Origin of the sequence: Hymenobacter sp. H14-R3 (assembly GCF_030063445.1) — a bacterium.
GTDB lineage: Bacteria > Bacteroidota > Bacteroidia > Cytophagales > Hymenobacteraceae > Hymenobacter.
On the sequence record NZ_JASITD010000031.1, the window covers coordinates 21,276 to 38,524 of the forward strand.

Genomic DNA, 17,249 nt, shown 5'->3' on the forward strand with positions numbered 1-17,249 from the left:
GAAGAGCCCGGGAGGGGTTAAGATAAGCTCAACCACGGGCTTGGCCTTTGCGTAGGCAGCGGCCGGCGGCGGCTGTACTGGCCGGGCTACCGATGCGTAATTTTACTTTATGAAGCTCCTGCTCCGCCTTTTCTGCTGCTTAAGTTTACTAGCTGCTCTTCCCCACGTTGCCCACGCCCAGCTGGAAGAGCTGGGTGAAGCCGGCGAGTCGGACTTCAACCCCATCAACCCTAAGCCCAACTACCGCCGCACGGCCGTGGGCTGGGAGAAAAACCTGCCGCCCGACTCGGCGCGCATCCGGTACTCGGTGTTTCTGATTGGCGACGTGGGCAACCCCGTCCTGGCCGAAAAGGGCGGCGAGCCCTCGCTCAACTTTATGCGCCGCCAAATGCTGCAAGCCGGCAGTAAAAGCGCCGTGGTGTACCTGGGCGATAATATTTACAACCAGGGCATGCCGCCCGAGGGTGCCTACGACCGTAAAACGGCCGAGGGCCGCCTCAATGCACAGCTCGATGTGCTGAAGGGCTACCAGGGCGAGAAGTACATGGTGCCCGGCAACCACGACTGGATTCAGGGCTACAAGGGCGGGCTGGCCCAGGTGAACCGCGAGCAGGCCTACGCCGAGCACTACCTGGCCCAGGACTCGGCCCAGTTCTCCTATACCGGCGACTTTCTGGTGCCGCGCAATGGCTGCCCCGGCCCCTACGAAATCCGGCTGCGCGACGACCTGGTGATGATTGCCCTCAACTCGCAGTGGTTTATTACGGAGCAGGCCAACCGACCCTTTGGCGATGCCTGCGGGGCCGATACGGAGGAGGAAGTGTATGCGCAGCTGGAGGAGGTTATCCGGCGCAACCAGGACAAGCACATTCTGATTGTGGCGCACCACCCGCTGTTTTCGGATGGCATTCACGGCGGCTACTTCACGTTTGCCGACCACGTGTTTCCGCTCAGCATTGTGCAGAAATACGCATTTTTGCCGCTGCCCATTATCGGCTCCATCTACCCGCTGGCGCGCAAGTACGGCGGCATTTCGCAGGACATTGCCTACCCGGCCTACCAGAGCTATAAGCAGAGTCTGCGCGATCTGTTCAGCCGCTACCCCAACGTGGTGTATGCCAACGGCCACGAGCACAACCTGCAGTACTACGACGACCCGCAGTCGCAGGCCCACTTTATTACGAGCGGCTCGGGCTGCAAAACCCAGCACGTGAAGCCCGGCGCGGGCGGCGACGCCCTGTTTTCGGATAAGGAAAAAGGATTTGCCCGCCTCAACTACTACGACGATGGCCAGGTGTGGGTGGAGTACCTGATTCCCAGCGACGCCAACCAGGGCCAGACCGCCCGGCGCGTGTATCGCCGGCAGGTGTACGCCACCCTGGGCCGCGGCCAGGCCACGGCCAGCGGCCCCGGCGGCGAGGTGAGCAAAAAAGACAAGGCCCAGGACAAGCAAAACCAGGAAGACCGCACCGATGAGGCCACTACCACCGTTGCTGGCCAGCCCAACGGCGCGCCCGTGGTTACCTCCACCGCCAAGCGGCCCAACTACAAAGACAGCACCGTGACGGTGGCCGTGAACCCCGCCTACAACCAGCACGGCAAGTTTCACAACTGGCTGCTGGGCGAGCACTACCGCCGCGAGTGGGCCACGCCGGTCGCCTTTCCGATACTCGACATCAAAACGGCCGAGGGCGGCCTGATACCCTACAAAACGGGCGGCGGCAAGCAAACGGCCTCCCTGAAAGTGCGCAACGAAGACGGCTACTACTACACCCTGCGGGGCATCGACAAGGACCCCACCGCCGTGCTGCCCGAGGGCTTCCGCACCGGCCTGGCGCTGGCCGTGCTGCAAGACCAGATATCGGCGCAGCACCCCTACGCCTCGTTTGTGCTGCCGCCGCTGGCCAAGGCCGCCGGCATTTTGCACACCAGCCCCGAGTACGTGTACATTCCCAACGACCCGGCCCTGGGCCAGTACCAACAAAAATTTGCCAACACGCCCGCCGCGCTCGAAGAAGACGCCAAGGGCAGCCAGGACCAGGATGCGGAGCTGGCCTTTTCCAAAAAGCTGGTGAGCACCAATAAGATGCTCGAAAACCTGCTCGAAGACAACGACAACCAGGTAGACCAGCCCGCCTTTGCCCGCTCGCGCCTCTTTGATATGTGGATTGGCGACTGGGACCGCCACGAGGACCAGTGGCGCTGGGCCCAGCACAAAACCGACGACGGCGACAAGGTGTACACTGCCGTGCCCGAAGACCGCGACATTGCCTTCTTTAAGGGCGATGGTGTGCTGCCGAGCCTCATCTCCAAGAAATTTGCGGTGCGCAACTTCCAGAATTTCGGCTACACCTACGGCGACTATAAGGGCCTGAACCAGACGGGCCTGAGCAACGACCGCCTGTATTTGAGCGGCGTGAGCCGCGAGGAGTGGGTGAAGCAGGCCACCATTATGCAGGCCCAGCTCACCGATGCCGTTATCGAAAAGGCCTTTGCCGATAAGTGGCCCAAGCAGATATACGCCGCGCACGGGGCCGAGATTGTGGCCAAGCTCAAGAGCCGCCGCGCGCTGCTGCCCGACGTGGCCGCCAAGTACGCCGACCTCATGGCCGATATTGTGGAGGTGCGCGGCTCGCAGAAGCGCGAAAAATTTACCGTAACCCGCCTTCCCGACCACCAGACGCACGTGGTGATGCAGAAAATCAGCAAGAAGGGCAAACTGAGTAAAGTGCTGTACGACCGCACGTTTGACCGCGTAACGGACGAGATTCGCCTTTACGGCATCAGCGGCCAGGACGTGTACGACCTGCGCGGCGACGAGCGCCAGGGCCACAAGATTCGCATTATCGGGGGCACCAGCCGCGATACCATCGTGGACGACTCGCGGGTGTACGGCGTGCGCCACCGCACCCAGATTTACGACGCCGACACCGGCAACGTCATCGTGAACAAGCGCGGCGAGGCCCGCCTGCGCCTGGAGCCCGGCATCGACGTGAGCCGCTACGACCACCCCCACCGCTTCGACCTCAAAGACTACCGCCTCAACTACACCGGCCCGGCCCTGTTTTTTGGGTACAACATTGACGATGGCGTGCTGCTGGGCGGCGGCATCACGCACCGGCGCTACGCCTTCCGGCGCGAACCCTTCGGCTCGGAGCAGACCCTGACGGCCAACTTTGCCCCCGCCCGCCAGGCCTACAACCTACGCTATGTCGGGCAGTTCACGAGCGTGTTTGGGGGCAAAACCAACCTGCACGTAGCGGCTCAGTACTACGGGCCGCAGCTACTCTACAACTTCTTCGGCATCGGCAACAACACCCAGAACTACGCCGTCGAGAACCAGGACGAGGCCACCAACCGCTCGGTAAACGGCGCTTACCGCGTGCGCTTCAACCGCCTCTACGTGGCCCCCACGCTGGAGCGCCAGCTCTTCACTTTCGGCAAAGTGGGCTTTGGCCCGCAGTACGAGCGCTTCCGGGTGGAGAACGACCAGATTGGCACCGTTATCCGCGACAGCATTGGGACCGACCTTGAAAACCGGCGCTTCGGCATTCGCAGCTCCGACTTCCGGGCCAACACTTACCTCGGCGCGCTGGTGTACCTGGATTTTGGCGCGCAGTCGAGTCCCAAGGACCCGCGCATTGGCATTCAGTGGCACAACGAGGCGCAGTACAACTTCCAGCTCAACAACGAGAAGCTGACCTACGGCCGCCTCTCGTCCGAAATCAAGGCGTATCTCACGCCCAACTTCCCGTTCCGCATCACCTACGCGGGCCGCATTGGGGTGCAGCACAACATTGGCGACTACCGCTTTTACCAGGCCAATACGCTGGGCGGCACTACCAACCTGCGCGGCTACCGGCGCACCCGCTTTGCGGGCCGCAGCAGCCTCTACGCCAACTTTGAGGCCCGCCTGCACCTGTTCAAGTTCAACGCCTACCTCTTCCCCGGCACCTTCGGCGTGCTGGGCCTGGCCGACGCCGGCCGCGTGTACTCCGATGTGGATACCCGCCAGGGCTTCAGCGCGTTGCACAGCGGCTTCGGCGGCGGCGCGTTCGTGAACCTGCTCGACCAGGCCGTTATCAACGTTACCTACTCGGTGGGCGAGGAGCGGCTGGTATACGTGGGGTTCGACTTCCTGTTTTAACTAGTTGATTGTCTGAACTTAATAAGCCCCGACTGCGCCAGCAGCCGGGGCTTTTCAGTGCCTCATTTCAGGCTTTGCAAGTTCTTGCGTAGACCTTGGGGCCGCATGACGCCCTTTTAAGTCTTCGCAATGCGCTTCCGCCCCGCCAGTTTCTTAAGATACTGGTATTCGGCCTCTTGCGCCCGCACGCGCGGCTCGCCGGGGGCGGGCTGCACGTAGTTGTTATCGAAGTCGCGGGCCTTCACGTTATCGGCGCGCTCCAGGTCGAGCAGGTGGCGGATTTCGGCCCGCATGGCGGCGTCGAGGATGGGGAAGGCGACCTCCACGCGGCGGTCGAGGTTGCGGCCCATCCAGTCGGCCGACGACAGGTAGACTTTTTCCGCGTCGCCGTGGCCGAATACGTAGATGCGGGCGTGCTCCAGGTAACGGTCGAGCAGGCCGCGCTGGCTGATGGTTTCGCTCAGGCCCGGCTCGGCCGGCACCAGGCAGCCGATGCCCCGAATAAGCAGCTCGATGTGCACCCCCGCCTGGCTGGCCGCGTAGAGCGCGGCTATCATACTAGGGTCTTCCAACGAGTTCACCTTCAGAATAATAGAGGCCGGCTTGCCCTTTTTGGCGCGGGCGGCTTCGGCCGTAATCAGCCCGAGCAGCTGGGTACGCAGCGTGAAGGGGGCCACCAGCAGGTGCTGCAGGCCCACCGGCTCCTCACCCGTGATGAAGTAGCGGAACACCTGGTCTACCTCGGCCACGATTTCGGGGTGGGCCGTGAACAGGCCGTGGTCGGCGTAGAGGCCGGCGGTGGCCTCATTGAAGTTGCCCGTGCTGAGGTAGGCGTAGCGGCTCGGCTGGCCCGTGGCCGCCTCGCGGCGCGTGATGAGCAGCAGCTTGGCGTGGCACTTGAGCTCGGGGGGCGTGAAGATGACGTGCGCCCCGGCGCGCTGCAATTTCTCGGACCAATAGAGGTTGCTTTCCTCATCGAAGCGGGCTTTCAGCTCAACCACCACCGTCACCTGCTTGCCGTTTTTCACGGCCTTGAGGAGGGCTTTGGCCACCGCGCTTTTGGGGGCCACCCGGTAGAGGGTGATGCTGATGGCGCTCACGGCGGGGTCGAGGGCGGCCTCGCGCAGCAGGCGCGGCACGGCGTCGAAGCTTTGGTAGGGCGGGTGCAGCAGGTGGTCGCGCCGGGCCAGGGCGGGCAGCAGCGGGCCAGTGCGGGGCAGCGTGGGGTGCGGCAGCTCGGGCCAGGCGGGGTTCAGCAGGTCGGTACGCCCGAAGGTGGGAAAGCCAAAAAAATCGCGGAAATTGTGGTAGCGGCTGCCCTCTACCAGCTCCTCGTCGGCGATGCCGGTTTTGTGCTTGATGGCCCGCAGCACCTCGGGGGGCGTGGCGGGGTCGAAGAGCAGGCGGGCCGGGTAGCCGGTGGCGCGCTTGGCCAGGCTACTGCGAATTTTGGCCAGCAAGTCGCCCGATACCTCTTCCTCAATGTCTAGCTCCGCATCGCGGCTCAGCTTGATAGCATTGACTGTCACCTCGCTGTAGCCAGCAAACATACCCGGCGCGCCCACCCGCACTACATCGTCCAGAAACAGCACGCAGTGGGGGTCGTCGGGGGTGCCCGCGCCGCCGGGCAGCGCCACAAAGCGCCCACCGTGGCGCTTCGTGGGTAGCTCCATAATGACGACGCGCTCGGCGTGGGCCTTCTTTTTGGTGCCCTTGGGCCGCGACCCGGCCACGGGCTGGGTGAGCCAAAAGGTGAGGTACACGGCCTGGTCTTTCAGAAACAGCTGGTGCAGGGTATCGTCTAGCACCACGGGCGAGAGCAGGTCGCGCACGTTTTGCTCGAAGTAGTGCTGCGCCCATTCGCGCTGGTCGTCGGTGAGCTGCTCGGCGCTGAGCAAGCAAATGCCCGCCGCCTGCAAGGCCGGCAGTACTTCCTGCCGGTAGGTGTGCCCAAACAGCTCCTGCTGGCGGTGCACTTCGGCCAGCACCTCGGCCAGCAGGCGCTTGGGGCGCTCGTGGGGCAGCTGGGCACGGGTCTTTTTCTTGAGCTTCACCAACCGCCGCAGCGTGGCCACCCGCACCTTAAAAAACTCGTCCAGGTTGGCCGAAAAGATGGCCAGGAACTTGAGGCGCTCCAGCAGCGGCACTTCGGGGCACTGCGCTTCTTGCAGCACGCGGGCATTAAAGCGCAGCCAGCTCAGGTCGCGGGGCAGGGTTTTCATTCAGTTGGCAAGGAACAGTGAGCAAGGAATAAGGTATCGTGTAACACTTTGCTAGTCAATTTCTTACTTTGATTTTCAAAAGTGACCCACTTGGTGAGTAGTCGAGTAAGGCTGGCCGTTTCAATAACCATACCTCGTTAACTGCTCCTTGCTCCCGGCTAATTACTTTTCGGGTAGTCGTAGAAATAAAACTCGGTATTGGCGGGCGCTACGTCGGCCCAGCGGTCGGTGGCAAAGTGCAGGCACAGCACGGCGGCGGTAGGCATTTCGCCGCTCAGGGGCGAGGGCAGCAGGTAGTTGGCCACGTCGGTGAGGGTGGGGTTGTGACCCGTGAGCAGCACCGACGTGGCACCGTCAGGCAGGGCGCGCACCACGGCCAGCAGCGTATCGAGGTCGGCCTGGTAGATGGCGGGCTCCACCACAATTTTATCGTGCGGGTACTTCAGCTCGCGGGCCACCAGCACGGCCGTGCTGAGGGCGCGCACGGCAGGCGAGCTCACCAGCAGGTCGGGCACAATCTGGCGTTTGGCCAGGGCCTTGCCCATGCGGGGCGCATCGTCGCGGCCACGGTCGTTGAGGGGGCGCTCCTGGTCGTTGAGCTCGTCGAAGCTCCAACTCGACTTGGCGTGGCGCATTAAATACAGCGTTTTCATGGCGCGAAGCTAGGGGCCTGGCCCCAAAAAAAGGCCTGCCCTAGTGGGCAGACCTCCTTTGGTAACTAAAAAATCATCTACTCCTGCGGGGCCTCGTAGCCGTAGCCCTGCTGAAAGTGCGGAAAGCGCGTGGCGGCCAGCTCGCCCACGCGGCGGCCCAGCAGCTCGCGCAGGGCCTCAATGTTGTCCTTGTCCTGGGCCGAAATGAAGACCACCGGGTCGTGCATGCGGGCCATGTAGGTTTCCTGCAGCTGCTCTAGTGGCGGGCGCGGCGCGGGCTCTTCAAAGTCGGTAGGGAATTCCACGTCCGGGTCGTCGTCCTCAAACACGGGGGCGGGGTCCAAGTCGGGCTTGTACTGGTCTATCTTGTTGAAAACCAGCAGCGCGGGCTTATCGGCCGCGCCGATTTCACGCAGCGTTTCGTTCACTACTTCGATTTGCTCCTCGAAGGCTGGGTGCGAAATATCCACCACGTGAATGAGCAGGTCGGCCTCCCTTATTTCGTCCAGCGTGCTCTTAAAGCTCTCAATGAGCTTGGTAGGCAGCTTGCGGATAAAGCCCACAGTATCAGATAGTAGGAACGGCACATGGTTGTCGAGCACCACCTTGCGGGTAGTGGCATCGACGGTGGCGAAGAGCTTATTTTCGGCAAATACCTCGGCCTTGCCCAGCAGGTTCATAATCGTGCTTTTGCCCACGTTGGTGTAGCCCACCAGCGCCACCCGAATGGAGTTCTGGCGCGTTTTGCGCTGGGTATGGGCCTGCTTATCAAGGTCTTCAAGCTTTTCCTTCAAAAACGCGATGCGGTCGCGCACGATGCGGCGGTCGGTTTCGATTTCGGTTTCGCCGGGGCCCTTCATACCCACGCCGCCACGCTGCTTGTCCAGGTGGGTCCAGAGGCCGGTGAGGCGGGGCAGCAGGTACTGGTACTGCGCCAGCTCGACCTGCGTGCGCGAGGTGGCCGACTTGGCCCGCAGCGCAAAAATGTCGAGAATGAGCAGCGACCGGTCCACGATTTTGACGCCCAGCTCGGCCTCCAGGTTACGGAGCTGCGAGGGCAGCAGCTCATCGTCGAAGACGACCATGCTGGTGTTTTCGTGCTTCACCCAGGCCTTGATTTCGGCCAGCTTGCCCTCGCCCACGTAGCTGCGCAGGTCGGGCTTGTCGAGCTTCTGCACAAAGCGCTTCGTAGCCTGGGCCCCAGCCGTTTCGATAAGAAAAGCCAGCTCGTCGAGGTACTCGGTAGTCTGGGCATCGGACTGCCGACGCGGGGGCACGCTCACGAGCACGGCGGTTTCGATTTCCTTGGCCGTGGCGTAGGTTTTGTCCACGTTTTTGAGGAGGTGCTTAGGCAGCTTGGTATCGCGGCGGGCGGGCGTGCTGTCGGTAGCGCCGATGTGGCGGGTACTACCCTGGCCGTTGTTGTCTTTAGATTTTGACATAAATAGGTAACCAGTAGTTACTTGAGTGTGAGAGAATAGCTCACCACCTGCTCAATCTGGGCCGGGGTGAGGGTTTTGGCAAAGGCGGGCATTTTACGCATCCCCTTGGTAACCAAGTATATGCGCCCAAAGGCATTGAGGTTACTCTTGGTGAGGTCGTGGGCACCGCTGCGGCCCAGGCGGCCGTCTTTGCCATGGCAGCGCTGGCAATTTTGTTGAAAAAGCAGCTGGCCAGGAGCAGGCGGCTCGGCCAGCGCGGCGGCGGGGCCCGCCAAGAAGGCTAGCGCCAGGCCGGCAAATTTAGGAAGCTTCATTACGGGAGCATAACGCAAAAACCACCCCGAAAGTAACCGGCGCGCCTGCTTAATATAGCGAGCGGCCCGGCATCCGGCCCGACCTTTGCGCACGGTAAATGAGAAAATGAGCAGCTGAGTAAGTAATTGCCTCCTGCTCACGCCCTTCTTACTACTCATTTGCTCCCCTGCTCACTTACCCATTTACCCCGTGCGCGTTGCCTTAGTTATCAATACCTCCTGGAACATCTGGAATTTTCGGCGCGGGCTGGTGGCTGCCTTGCAGGCCGCGGGCCACGAGGTGCTGGCCATTGCGCCGCCCGATGCGTACTCGGGCCGCCTGGAGAGTGAGCTGGGGTGCCGCTTCGTGCCCATTGTGATGGAAAACAAGGGCACCAACCCCGTGAAAGACGCCCAGCTGACGCGGCGCTTCGTGGCCGTGTATCGGCGCGAGCGGCCCGATGTGGTGCTGCATTTCACCATCAAGCCCAACATTTATGGCACGCTGGCGGCGCGGCTGGCGGGCGTGCCCAGCATCAATAACGTGAGCGGCCTGGGCACGGTATTTATCGTGGAGAACCTGGTGAGCAAAGTGGCGCGCGGGCTGTACCGGCTGGCATTCCGATTTCCGCACAAGGTGTTTTTTCAGAACAACGACGACCGCGAATTATTCATCCGCTACGGGCTCATCAAGCCGGCGCTCACGGGCCTGGTGCCCGGCTCGGGCGTCGATTTAGCGCGCTTCCGGCCCCAGCCGGATGCCGAAAAGCCAGTTGGCGAGCCGTTTACGTTTCTCATGGTAGCGCGCGTGCTTTATGAGAAAGGCATTGTCGAGTACTTTGAGGCGGCGCGGCAGGTGCGGGCGGCGCTACCAGCGGGGCAGGTGCGCTTTCAGCTGCTGGGCGGCCTCGACGAGGCCGGCGGCGTGGGCGTGCCCCGCGCCACCTTCGAGCAGTGGCTGGTCGAGGGCAACGTGGACTACCTGGGCACCAGCGACGACGTGGCCGCCCACCTGCACCGCGCCGATTGCGTGGTGCTGCCCAGCTACCGCGAAGGCACCCCCAAAACCCTGCTCGAAGCCGCCGCCTGCGGCAAACCCCTGGTAACCACCGACGTACCCGGCTGCCGCGAAACCGTGCAAAACGGCCGCAACGGCTACCTCTGCCAGGTGCGCGACGCCGCCGACCTCGCCGATAAGCTCCTCACTATGGCCCAGCTGCCCCCCGCCCGCCTGGCTGCCCTGGGCGCCGCCAGCCGCGAGCTGGCCGCCGAAAAGTTTGACGAGCAGCTGGTGCTGAGCCAGTACCTTGCCGCCGTGGCCGAGGCTGGCAAAGGATAAGTGAGTGAATGAGTAGGTGAGTAAACTTTTAGTTTTGCTCGCCTACTCATTCACCTGCTCACCTGCTCATCTACTCAATTACTCATTTACTCACTTACCGCATGGAAGTAATTACCCACGCCCTACCCGGCCTCCTGGAGTTTCGGCCCCGCATTTTTGGTGACCCCCGGGGGGCTTTTTTCGAGTCTTTCAGCGCCCGCACCATGGAAGGGCTGGGTTTGCCCCGCCACCACTGGGTGCAGGATAACCAGAGTAGCTCCAAGGCTGGCACGCTGCGTGGGCTGCACTTTCAGCGCCCACCCCAGGCTCAGGCCAAGCTGGTGCGCGTGGCCCAGGGCCGCGCCCTTGATGTAGTGGTGGACCTGCGCCACCGCTCAACCACCTTCGGCCAGCATGCCAAGGTGGAGCTCACCGCCGAGCTGGGCAACGTGCTCTACGTACCCGAAGGCTTCGCCCACGGCTTCGTGGCGCTGGAAGACAACACGCTGTTCCTCTACAAGTGCTCGGACTACTACACGCCGGCCGCCGAGGGCGGCGTGCGCTGGAACGACCCCGCCCTGGGCATCGACTGGGGCTTCGCGGGCGAGGCGCTGGTGTCGCCCAAGGATGAGATTCTGCCTACACTGGCCGAGTTAGAGAACCCGTTTTAGCGCTGCGCACTTAACAAAAAAGAACATCATGCTTCGGCAAGCTCAGCATGATGTTCTTTTTTGTTGCTATACAGCAGCTTACAGTAGCGGCAGCAGCGTTTCCAGGCCCATGCCGCGCGAGCCTTTTAGCAGCACCAGCTGCGCGGCGGCTGGGTGCTGCGCCAGCCAGTCGGCGGCGGCAGCCTTGCTGGCGAAGTGCTGCGCGGCGGGCTGCGCGGCGGCGGCGGCCTGCATTAGTGGGCCGATGAGCAGGGCAGTATTTAGCCCCAGCTCAACTAGCAGCTCACCGATGGCCCGGTGCTCGGCGGCGGCGGTTGCGCCCAGCTCAAACATGTCGCCCAGTACGACCAGCTTGGGCGCCTCGGGCCGCTGGGCAAAGCTGCGCAGCGCGGCGGCCATGCTGCTGGGATTGGCGTTGTAGGCATCCAGAATCAAGTCGTTGCCGTGGGCGGTGCGCACCAGCTGCGAGCGGTTGTTTTGGGGGCTGTAGCCGGCCAGGGCGGTGGCCACCTGGGCGGCGGGCACCTCAAAGAATGCCCCCACGGCCGCCGCGGCGGCCATGTTGGGGAAGTTATATTCGCCGGTGAGCTGGGCGGCTACCTCGGTGCCGTCCCAGAGGCGCAGGTGCAGCTGCGGGCGGGCGGCCAGCAGGGTAGCGGGGTACGTGTCGTCCGGGCCGGGGTAGCTGACGCGCTGCGACACGGCGGCGGCCAGGGCCGGTAGCTTGGCATCGAGGCTGTTGACGAAAACGACTCCATCGTTAAAGTGCAGGTAATCAAATAGTTCTCCTTTACCCAGTGCAATGCCTTCTTCGCCGCCAAAGCCCTCGAGATGGGCCTTGCCGATGTTGGTGATGAGGCCGTGCGTGGGGGCGGCCCACTGGCAGTAATCCGCGATTTCGCCCCGGTGGTTGGCCCCCATCTCCACAATGGCTACCTCGTGCTCTTGCGGGCGCAGGCGCAGCAGTGTGAGCGGCACACCAATGTGGTTGTTGAGATTGCCAATGGTGGCTAACACGTTGTATTTCTGGGCTAACACGACCGTCAGCAGCTCCTTAGTGGTGGTTTTGCCGTTGGAGCCGGTGACGGCCAGCACGGGGCCCTGGAAGTGGCGGCGGTGCTCCTGGGCCAGGCTTTGCAGGGCGGCCAGCGGGTCGGGGGCGTAGGTGTAGTGGGCGGGGTCCTGGGCGGCCAGGGTTTCGTCGTCTACCACGGCGTGGCGGGCCCCGGCGGCCAGCGCGCCCGCCGCAAAATCAGCTCCCCGAAAGCTGGGGCCGTTGAGGGCAAAAAACAGGGTGCCGGGCTGGGGCTGGCGCGAGTCGGTGCTCACCTGGCCCTGGGCGGCGAGGTAGTGGTCGTAGAGGGACATCTTTTTTCAAGTATCAATTAGCAGGTGGGCCCCGCGCTTGTCAGTGCGAGCACCGCGAAGCAAGCGCACTTGTGCAATATCCGCACGACTCGTTCGAGTGCGATTGCTTCGCGGTGCTCACAAGGACAACCGGGAAATGTGCATCACCAATCAGCTCGTGGCTCATTAGTAATTACGTGTGCAACTTACGGTCGGGCCGGCGTTGTTAGCGGGTACTGACTTTCCTGATTTGGCTTATGCGGCGTTGTTTTCTCTTGATAATGTGCGGGTTGTGGGCGGCAATGGGCACGGCGCGGGCGCAAGCGCCGGGCACGCAGTTTGGCTTCGCCTTTGGCAGCGTGGCCAAAATCGTGCAGGGCACCGACACGCTGACCCAGGCCTGGGCGGGCGGCCTCAACACGCCGCAGTTCAGCACTATTGACCTCAATGGCGACGGGCAGGCCGACCTCTACGCCTTCGACCGCCAAACGGCGCGCAGCTACACGTTCTTGAGCGTGGCGGGCCCCGGCGGCGCGGGCCGGCGCTGGCAGTATGCGCCCGAGTACGAGGCGCTTTTTCCGGGCGACCTGGCCAGCTGGGTGCTGCTGCGCGACTACGACTGCGACGGCCGCGCCGACCTGTTCACGTTTGCCAGCGGCGGCGACATTCGGGTGTTTCGCAACGTGGCCGACGCGGCGGGCCGGCCATTTTTTGTGCTGGCCAATAATCAGTTAAGGTTTCCCATCGGCAGCGGCGACCCCATCAACCTCAACATTGGCTCGTACAATACGCCCTCCATTCAGGATGTGAACGGCGATGGCAAGCTCGATATCCTGACCTACGATTTTGTGGGCTCCACCGTGCTGGAATTGTACCTCAATACCAGCCCCGGCAGCTGCGGAGGCGTGGCCTCCTTCGCCCAAAGCTCCAACTTCTGGGGCCAGCTGGTGGCCTGCGCCGACTGCGACTCCTACCAGCTGGCGGGCACCACCGCCTGCCAGGCCTACCGCCCGCTGCACAGCCTGGGCCACAACGTGCTGCTCATCGACCTCAACGGCGATGGCAAGCTCGACCTGCTCGACGGGCGCGATAACTGCCCGCAGCTCACGCGGTTACTCAACACGGGCACCTCTACCACCGATGCGCAGCTGGTGGCCGGCGGGGCCAGCAGCGCGTTTCCGTCGGCGGCCGCGCCGGTGAATTTGCCAGTATTTCCGGCCCCCTACTCGTTCGATGCCGACTTCGATGGCGTGCCCGATCTGGTGGTAGCCCCCAACATGACCGACAACTCGCTCGACCGGGTAAGCATGCGGCGAAGCATCCGGCTGTATCGAAATGCGGCGGCCAGCGCCACGGCAGTGCCCAACTTTAACCTTTTGAATGACAGCTTTTTGCAGGGCGATATGCTCGATGTCAGCGAGGGCAGCGCGCCGGCCTTCGGCGACCTTGATGGCGATGGGCTGGCCGACATGCTGGTGGGCAACCAGGGCGACCTGGTGGGCGGCTACTACCGCGCCAGCATCTACTACTACCGCAACGTGGGCACGGCCCGCCGCCCGGTGTTCCGGCTCGTTACCGACGACTACCTGGGCCTGGCCGCCGCGGCGGCCCGTACGCCGAGCGTCCGGTTTGAGAGCCTGCGCCCGGCCCTGGTCGACCTCAACCGCGACGGCGCACTCGACCTGGTGTACTCGGTGTACAACGGCACTACTAATCGGCTCAACTATCTCTTAAACAACTCATTATCCACGCAAGCAGCCAGCTTTAGCCCGGCACGGGCCAGCTACTTCAAGCCGCAGGGCGCGGCGGGTAGCGGCGTGCTACCGGCCCGGCAGGGCGACACGCCGTGCTTTTTTGATGTGGATGGCGACGGCTACGTAGACCTGCTGCTGGGTACCAACGACGTAACCGAGGCGGGCGGCAGCCTGCGCTACTTCCGCAACCAGGGCCCGGCGGCGGGCGGCAACGTCGATAACCTATTTGTGCTGGCCAATGCCGACTACGGCCAGCTGCTCGACCAGGGTAGCCGGCCGCCTTACCTGGCCCCGGTGGTGGCCGACTTCAACGGCGATGGCCGCCCCGATTTGCTGACCCTCACGGGCCGCGGCACGGTAACTTTATACAGCGACCTGCGCAGCCAGAGTGGTACCTTCATTGGCAGCAACGAGCTGTTTTACAACACCTTCACCAGCCAGTATGAGCCCGCCCGGCTGGGCCAGGGCTACGTGCTGCGCTTTGCCGCCGCCGCCGCCGACCTCAACCAGGACGGCAGCCCCGAGCTCTACATCGGCACCGAAACCGGGGGCATCATCAGCTTCCTGGGTCGCAACAGCACGGTGCTGGCTGCCCGCTCTAGCGTGGCCAGCACGCTGGCCCTCAGCCTCTATCCCAACCCCGCCACCCAAACCGCCACCGCCGAAACCGCCCAGCCCACCCGCCTGCGGCTGTTTGACCTGGCCGGCCGCCTGGTGCGAACTGAAAGCGGCCTGCTCCGCACGCACCGCCTCGACCTCAGCGGCCTGGCCCCCGGCCTCTACGTGGTGCAGGCCACCGCCGCCGATGGCACCAGCACCAGCCAGCGGCTAGCGGTAAGTGAGTAAGTTCTTGAAAAATAACACCTTACTCATTTACTCACCTACTCATTTACCGCTTCAGCAGCTTGACAGTTCGAACTCATCCGCATCCTGCAAAAAGGGCATTTTTTCGCGGAAGGCTCGCAGGGGGGCGGCTTGTAGGGTATGGGTGAGCACAGTTTGCATGTTGCCGGCCTGGGCCACGTACTCGCCTTGCATGTCGAGCAGGGCCGAGTGGCCGGCGTAGTCGTGGCCCAGGCCGTCGGTGCCCAGGCGGTTGACGCCGGCCACGTAGGCCAGGTTTTCGATGCCGCGGGCGCGCAGCAGCGCCTTCCAGATTTCGGCCCGCGCCTGGGGCCAGTTGGCCACGTAGAGCAGTAGGTCGTAGGGGTCGTGCTGGTTGTTGCGGCTCCACACGGGGAAGCGCAAATCGTAGCAGATGAGCGGCCGGATGCGCCAGCCGCGCCACTCTTCCAGCAGCAGCCCGGTGCCGGCCGTGTACACCTCGTGCTCGCCGGCCAGCCGGAACAGGTGGCGCTTGTCGTAGCAGCTGTGCGTGCCGTCGGGGCGCACCCACAGCAGGCGGTTGTAGTAGTGGCCGGCATTCTGAGTGAGCACGCTGCCCGTCACCACGGCATCGTAGTGGGCGGCCTGCGCTTGCAGCCAGGCCAGGGTGGGGCCGGGGTACGCTTCGGCCTGGGCGGCAGCCTCCATGCTAAAGCCGGTGGTAAACATCTCGGGTAGCACAATGAGGTCGGTGAGGCCGGGGCCAGGCAGCGCCGAGGCCAGCAGGTCGGTGAGCTGCCCCAGGTTGGCTTCCGGGTTGTGCCAGTGCAGATTGGCCTGAACCAACGAAACAGTTAAATCTTTTTTCATAAATTACTCACAATGTACATCTTATAAAAAACAGGGAGCAGCTTGTCAAGTCAATTTAGCGTAGCTGCCCGGCCTGCCAAACAACGTCTTTTCTCAAAGCTGAACTGGCACCTGGCCCAGGCAAGCCGCGGCTGCCCGCAGGGTAGCCGGGTTCTTGGCAAAGCAAAAACGAACTAGGCCAGCATCGTAGCCATCGTGGTAAAAGGCCGACACCGGCACCACCGCCACTCCCCACGTACGAGCCAGTTCTTCGGCCAGATGTAGGTCGCCTTTGGCAGAGAGCCGCCCGTAGCTGGCCAGCTGAAAGTAGCCGCCGGGCACGGGCAGCAAGTCCCAGCCGGTGCTGGCCAGCAGGCCCGCAAACTCGTCGCGCTTGGCCTGGTAAAAGCCGGCCAGCCCGCGGGCATGTTCGTCGGTAGCGTCGGCCGCCAGCACATCGGCCAGCGCGTGCTGGGTGGGCGTGCTCACGGAAAAGGTCACGAACTGGTGCACCCGGCGCAGTTCGGCGCTCAGGGCCGACGGGGCCAGGCAGTAGCCCACCTTCCAGCCGGTAGCGTGGTAGGTTTTGCCAAACGACGACAGCACGAAGCTGCGCGCCCGCAGCGCCGGGTGCTGGCGCGCACTGCGCGGCGGCACCCCGTCGAACACCAGGTGCTCATACACTTCATCGGACAGCACCAGCACGTCGGTGCCCGCCACGAGGGCGGCCAGCGCGTTCCAGTCGGCGGCGCTGAACACGGCCCCGCTGGGGTTGTGCGGCGAGTTGACCATAATGAGCCGCGTGCGCGGCGACAGGGCCGCCCGCACGGCGTCCCAATCGGGCCGGAAGCTGGGGGCCGGCAGGCGCACGTAGCGCGGCACGCCCCCTTGCAGCCGCACGGCCGGCCCGTAGAGGTCGTAGGCCGGCTCCAGAATGATGACCTCGTCGCCGGGCCGCACCACGGCCGCCAGCACCCCATACAGCGCCTCGGTGGCCCCAGCCGTGATGGTTACCTCGGTATCGGGGTCGGGCGCGGGCGCGTCGGCTTGCAGGCGGGCCACCTGCGCCGCCACGGCCTGGCGCAGGCGCGGCAGGCCCGGCATGGGCGCGTATTGGTGGCCGCCGGGGGCCAGCGCGTGCCGGGCCAGCGCCTCGCGCAGGGCCAGCGGCGGGTCGTAGTCCGGAAAGCCCTGGGCCAGGTTGATGGCCCCGGTTTGCTGGGCCAATAAAGTCATTTGCGAAAAGATGCTGATGCCCACATCGGGCAGCTTGGATTGCAGCATGAAAAAACGAAAGAGCAGGGGAAAAGGAAATGATATTCAGCGTTGACGGGCCTTCCCCCATAACGGGGAATTGCTGGCCTGGCTAGTATTTTGGGGGAAAGTAACTATCCGCTCGATAGCAGGCGATTTTATTTTGCGCATGGCCGTTATCTACCGCACATCTTTTATCCGGCTGCACCACGGCCCCGTTGGCGCGACCCTCCAAACCAAGTGGCTCGACTTTGCTAATTCGGAGCAGCTGCGGGCCGCCCTCACCGAGGCCCTGCGCCTGGGCCGCCAGCACCCAGGGGCGCGGCCAGATTGGCAATAACACGCTCATGCGCATCACCCAGCCCGCCGACCAGGCGTGGATAAGCCAAGCCTGGTTTCTAGAGTTTGCCCGGCTGGATGTAACCCGCCTGGCCGTGGTAGTATCGCAGGATGCCCTCAACCAGATATGCAAAG

Annotated in this window: 12 protein-coding genes; 5 read left to right on the forward strand and 7 right to left on the reverse strand. The window is 63.5% G+C overall.

From position 1 onward, the window contains the following. Positions 1-109: 109 nt before the first annotated feature. Positions 110-4,147 carry a metallophosphoesterase gene (locus tag QMK33_RS20480; protein ID WP_283566487.1) on the forward strand — a complete coding sequence of 1,346 codons (4,038 nt, stop codon included), beginning with the start codon at positions 110-112 and terminating at the stop codon, positions 4,145-4,147. A gap of 116 nt (positions 4,148-4,263) precedes the next feature. Here QMK33_RS20480 and ppk1 read toward each other — a convergent pair whose 3' ends face one another. From ppk1 to QMK33_RS20500, 4 genes are all read right to left on the reverse strand, one after another. Next, entirely contained in the window at positions 4,264-6,369 is a 2,106-nt protein-coding gene (gene ppk1 / locus QMK33_RS20485) for a polyphosphate kinase 1 (protein WP_283566488.1), read from the reverse strand. Positions 6,370-6,527: 158 nt separating this feature from the next. Then, complete coding sequence (locus QMK33_RS20490) at positions 6,528-7,022, reverse strand: SixA phosphatase family protein (RefSeq protein WP_283566489.1); 495 nt, start codon at positions 7,020-7,022, stop codon at positions 6,528-6,530. A gap of 77 nt (positions 7,023-7,099) precedes the next feature. Continuing rightward, positions 7,100-8,464: a GTPase HflX gene (gene hflX, locus QMK33_RS20495; RefSeq protein ID WP_283566490.1), complete on the reverse strand. Its 1,365-nt coding sequence runs from the start codon at positions 8,462-8,464 to the stop codon at positions 7,100-7,102. Positions 8,465-8,481: 17 nt separating this feature from the next. Beyond that, positions 8,482-8,778: a c-type cytochrome gene (locus QMK33_RS20500; protein ID WP_283566491.1), complete on the reverse strand. Its 297-nt coding sequence runs from the start codon at positions 8,776-8,778 to the stop codon at positions 8,482-8,484. A gap of 190 nt (positions 8,779-8,968) precedes the next feature. Here QMK33_RS20500 and QMK33_RS20505 point away from each other — a divergent pair, with 190 nt between their 5' ends. Both QMK33_RS20505 and rfbC read left to right on the forward strand, forming a co-directional pair. Beyond that, the gene (locus QMK33_RS20505) at positions 8,969-10,096 is read left to right on the forward strand and encodes a glycosyltransferase family 4 protein (protein ID WP_283566492.1); all 1,128 of its coding nucleotides are present in this window, start codon (positions 8,969-8,971) and stop codon (positions 10,094-10,096) included. Positions 10,097-10,197: 101 nt separating this feature from the next. Then, complete coding sequence (gene rfbC / locus QMK33_RS20510; protein ID WP_283566493.1) at positions 10,198-10,746, forward strand: dTDP-4-dehydrorhamnose 3,5-epimerase; 549 nt, start codon at positions 10,198-10,200, stop codon at positions 10,744-10,746. A 78-nt stretch (positions 10,747-10,824) separates the two neighbouring features. On the opposite strand, the gene QMK33_RS20515 is transcribed toward rfbC, so the two are convergent. Continuing rightward, on the reverse strand, positions 10,825-12,114 hold the full coding sequence (locus QMK33_RS20515; RefSeq protein WP_283566494.1) for a UDP-N-acetylmuramoyl-tripeptide--D-alanyl-D-alanine ligase: 1,290 nt from the start codon (positions 12,112-12,114) through the stop codon (positions 10,825-10,827). 236 nt (positions 12,115-12,350) lie between these two features. Between QMK33_RS20515 and QMK33_RS20520 the strand changes: the two genes are divergently transcribed. Then, positions 12,351-14,693 carry a T9SS type A sorting domain-containing protein gene (locus QMK33_RS20520; RefSeq protein WP_283566495.1) on the forward strand — a complete coding sequence of 781 codons (2,343 nt, stop codon included), beginning with the start codon at positions 12,351-12,353 and terminating at the stop codon, positions 14,691-14,693. A gap of 51 nt (positions 14,694-14,744) precedes the next feature. Here QMK33_RS20520 and QMK33_RS20525 read toward each other — a convergent pair whose 3' ends face one another. After that, positions 14,745-15,542 carry an amidohydrolase gene (locus tag QMK33_RS20525; protein WP_283566496.1) on the reverse strand — a complete coding sequence of 266 codons (798 nt, stop codon included), beginning with the start codon at positions 15,540-15,542 and terminating at the stop codon, positions 14,745-14,747. A 93-nt stretch (positions 15,543-15,635) separates the two neighbouring features. Then, entirely contained in the window at positions 15,636-16,805 is a 1,170-nt protein-coding gene (locus QMK33_RS20530; protein WP_283566497.1) for a methionine aminotransferase, read from the reverse strand. A gap of 139 nt (positions 16,806-16,944) precedes the next feature. On the opposite strand from QMK33_RS20530, the gene QMK33_RS20535 reads away from it, so the two are divergent. Further along, the gene (locus tag QMK33_RS20535; protein ID WP_283566498.1) at positions 16,945-17,115 is read left to right on the forward strand and encodes a hypothetical protein; all 171 of its coding nucleotides are present in this window, start codon (positions 16,945-16,947) and stop codon (positions 17,113-17,115) included. The last annotated feature ends 134 nt before the right edge of the window (positions 17,116-17,249 follow it).